Source organism: Micromonospora sp. NPDC049799 (genome assembly GCF_040656655.1).
Lineage (GTDB): Bacteria > Actinomycetota > Actinomycetes > Mycobacteriales > Micromonosporaceae > Micromonospora.
Map to the genome: position 1 here is coordinate 1 of NZ_JBFAMU010000511.1, position 3,494 is coordinate 3,494.

Here is a 3,494-nt window from a genome sequence, read left to right on the forward strand (position 1 = left end):
CCCGGACGAGTGGTGGGGGCTGCGGCAGCTCTCCGACGACCGGCCGCTGGTCGCCGACGGCGAGCCGGTGCGGGTCACCCCGTCGGCGATGGAGAGCGCGCTGCGGTGCAGCCTGCGCTGGCTGCTGGAACGGCACGGTGGCAGCGCACCGACGAGCACCGCGCAGGGCGTCGGCAACCTGGTGCACGCTGCGGCGATGCTCGCCGAGGACGCCAGCGCCGACCGGGGCGCGCTGCTGGACTACGTGGCCGCCCGGTTCGACGCCATCGAGCTGGCCGCCCGGTGGATGGTCGGGCCGGAGCGGGCCCGGGCCGAGGCGATGGTGGACAAGCTGCTGCGGTGGCTGGCCGCCAACCCGCGGCGGCTGCTCGCCATCGAGCACGAGTTCGCGGTCCGGCTGGACGACCCGCAGCGGCCGGTCGAGCTGGTCGGCCGGGTGGACCGGCTGGAGGTCGACGCGGACGGCCGGCTGGTCGTCGTCGACCTCAAGACCGGCAAGTCCACCGCGGTGACCGCCGCCGACCTGGCCGAGCACCCGCAGTTGGGTGCGTACCAGGCGGCGGTGGAGGCGGGCGCGTTCGCCGACTTCGGGGAGGAGTCCGGGGGAGCCGCCCTCGTGCAGCTGGGCACCGGCGCGAAGGACGCCCGGGAGCAGAGTCAGCCGCCGGCCGGGGAGGGCCCGGAGGCAGGCTGGGCGACCGCCCTGGTCCGGCGCACCGCCGATACGATGGCCGCCGCCACGTTCGCCGCCGTCGCCAACTCGAAGTGCCGGGTCTGCCCGGTGCGGACAAGCTGCCCGGTCTCCGGGCAGGGGCGCCAGGTCGTCGAGCCGCCCACCGCGCGCTCCCCGGAGAATTCGTGACCCAGCCGACCCTGTTCAGTTCGGCGACGCCGGCGCCCCGGACGGCCGACGCCGGCCCCCGGTACACGCCGGTCGAGCTGGCGCGGCTGCTGCGGCTCCCCGCGCCCACCCGCGAACAGGCCGCCATCATCGCCGCGCCGGTGGAGCCGCTGCTGGTGGTCGCCGGCGCCGGGTCCGGCAAGACCGAGACGATGGCCGCCCGGGTGGTCTGGCTGGTGGCCAACTCATACGTCCGGCCCGAGCAGGTGCTCGGCCTCACCTTCACCCGCAAGGCCGCCGGTGAGCTGGCGCACCGCGTGCGTACGCGTCTCGACCAGCTCATCCGCCGGCTCGGTCGGCGGGGGCGCGACCCGCTGGACGACCCCCTCGCGGGCGAGCCGACCGTGTCCACCTACCACTCGTACGCGGGCCGGATCGTCACCGAGCACGGGCTGCGCGCCGGCTACGAGCCCTCCACGCGGCTACTCACCGAGGCGTCCCGCTGGCAGCTGGTGGACCTGCTGGTACGCACCTACGACGGCGACATGTCCGAGGTGGACCGGATGCCGAGCACCGTCACCGACGCGGTGCTGGCGCTCGCCGGTGAGCTGGACGAGCACCTGGTCGATCCGGACGCCCTCGCCGCGTGGACCGGCCGCTTCTTCGCCGAGGTGCAGACCCGCCCCGGCCGGGTGTACGCCGACGTGCGCAAGGCGCTCGCCCTCCAGCAGACCCGGCTGAAGCTGCTGCCGCTGGTGCGCGCGTACGCCCGGCGCAAGGAGGACTTCGAGGCGATGGACTTCGCCGACCAGCTCGCCCGGGCGGCCCGGGTGGCCCGGGACCACCCGGGGGTCGGCGAGATCGAGCGGGATCGCTACCGGGTGGTGCTGCTCGACGAGTACCAGGACACCAGCCACGCCCAGGTGGTGCTGCTCAACGCGCTGTTCGGCGGTGCGCATCCGGTGACCGCCGTCGGGGATCCCTGCCAGTCGATCTACGGCTGGCGGGGCGCCAGCGCGGGCACCCTGGACCGGTTCCCGACGGAGTTCCTCCGCGCCGACGGCACACCGGCCGACGTGCTCGGCCTCACCACCAGCTGGCGCAACCGCCCGGAGATCCTCGGCGTCGCGAACGCCCTGGCCACCCCGCTGCGCGCCGCCGGGGCCCGGGTGCCGGAGCTGCGTGCCGCACTGAGCGTCCGCGACCCGATTCCGCACCGCAGCCCCCGGGGCACGGCCGCCGGCACCGTGCACTGCGCGCTCCTTGCGACGTACGCCGACGAGGCCGACTGGATCGCCGAGAGCGTCCTCGCCGCCTGGCGCGGCGCGGCCGGTACGCCGCGGGCGCTGCCCGAGCACATCCCGGTGGCGGCCCGCCCCACCACGGCGGTGCTGGTACGCCTGCGCAGCCAGATCCCGGCGATCGAGTCGGCGCTGCGGGAGCGCGGCCTGCCGGTCGAGGTCGTCGGGCTGGGCGGCCTGCTGGACACCCCCGAGGTGCGGGACGTGGTCTGCACGCTGCGGGTGCTGGCCGACCCGACCGACGGCGCCGCGCTGCTGCGCCTGCTCACCGGTGCGCGCTGGCGGATCGGCCCCCGCGACCTGGTGGCCCTGCACCGTCGGGCCCGGGCCATCGCGTCCGCCCGCCGGCAGCGCGCCGACGACGAGCCGGAGATCAGCCCGGACCTGCTCGACGAGGCCACCCTGGTGGAGGCCCTGGCGGACCTCGGGCCGGCGCAGGCGTACTCCGCCGAGGGCTACGCCCGGCTGCGCGCGTACGCCCAGGAACTCGGCCTGCTGCGCTACCGGCTGGACCAGCCGCTGCCCGAGCTGATCGCGGACATCGAGCGGACCATCGGCCTGGACGTGGAGGTGGCCGTGCGGGCCGGCCGGGACGGTGCCGGCGACGCCGGCCTGGCCCGGGGTCACCTGGACGCGCTCGGCGACGTCGCCGCCCGGTTCAGCGGGGAGACCCCGGGCGCGACCCTGTCGGGGTTCCTCTCCTACCTGGCCGCCGCCGAGGACGAGGAGCGCGGCCTCACACCGGGCGAGGTCGACGTGGTGGAGGGGGCGGTGCAGATCCTCACCGCGCACGCCGCCAAGGGCCTGGAGTGGGACGTGGTCGCGGTGGCCGGGCTGAGCCGGGGCGTGTGGCCGGGGCCGGTCCGCAACTCCGACCACTGGCTCGGTGGGCTGGGCGTGCTGCCGTTTTCGCTGCGCGGTGACGCCGACGGGCTGCCCGAGCTGGGCCTGGACGCGGCCGAGGACCAGCGCGGGGTGGCTCGGGCCCTGGAGGACTTCACCGATGCCTGGCGGGCGCACGACGAGCGGGAGGAGCGGCGGCTGGCGTACGTCGCCGTCACCCGCCCGCGCCGCCTGCTGCTGTGCTCCGGGTACTGGTGGGGGGAGGGGACCAAGCGGCCGCGCGGCCCGTCGACGCTGCTGCGGGAGGTGCACGACGCCTGCCTGGACGGCGGTGCCGGGCACCTGGTCGACGAGTGGGCGCCGGAGCCGACGCCGGACGCGGTCAACCCGACCACCGAGGTGGTGCTGCGGGCGGACCGCCACCTCGGTGATCGTGCTGTCCGTCGAATACCGGACGCTGGACGTCCGGAACCCGTCGCCGCGGTCACTGCCCTCCTCGAACGTCTTCG

At 76.0% G+C, this 3,494-nt stretch carries 2 protein-coding genes; both read left to right on the forward strand.

Annotated elements, in window-relative coordinates:
* Nucleotides 1-862: PD-(D/E)XK nuclease family protein (locus AB0I76_RS25420; RefSeq protein WP_357040266.1), on the forward strand; the 862-nt coding region annotated here is incomplete at its 5' end.
* On the forward strand, nt 859-3,494 hold a 2,636-nt coding region (locus AB0I76_RS25425; RefSeq protein WP_357040269.1), incomplete at its 3' end, for an ATP-dependent helicase. The genes AB0I76_RS25420 and AB0I76_RS25425, both read left to right, overlap by 4 nt.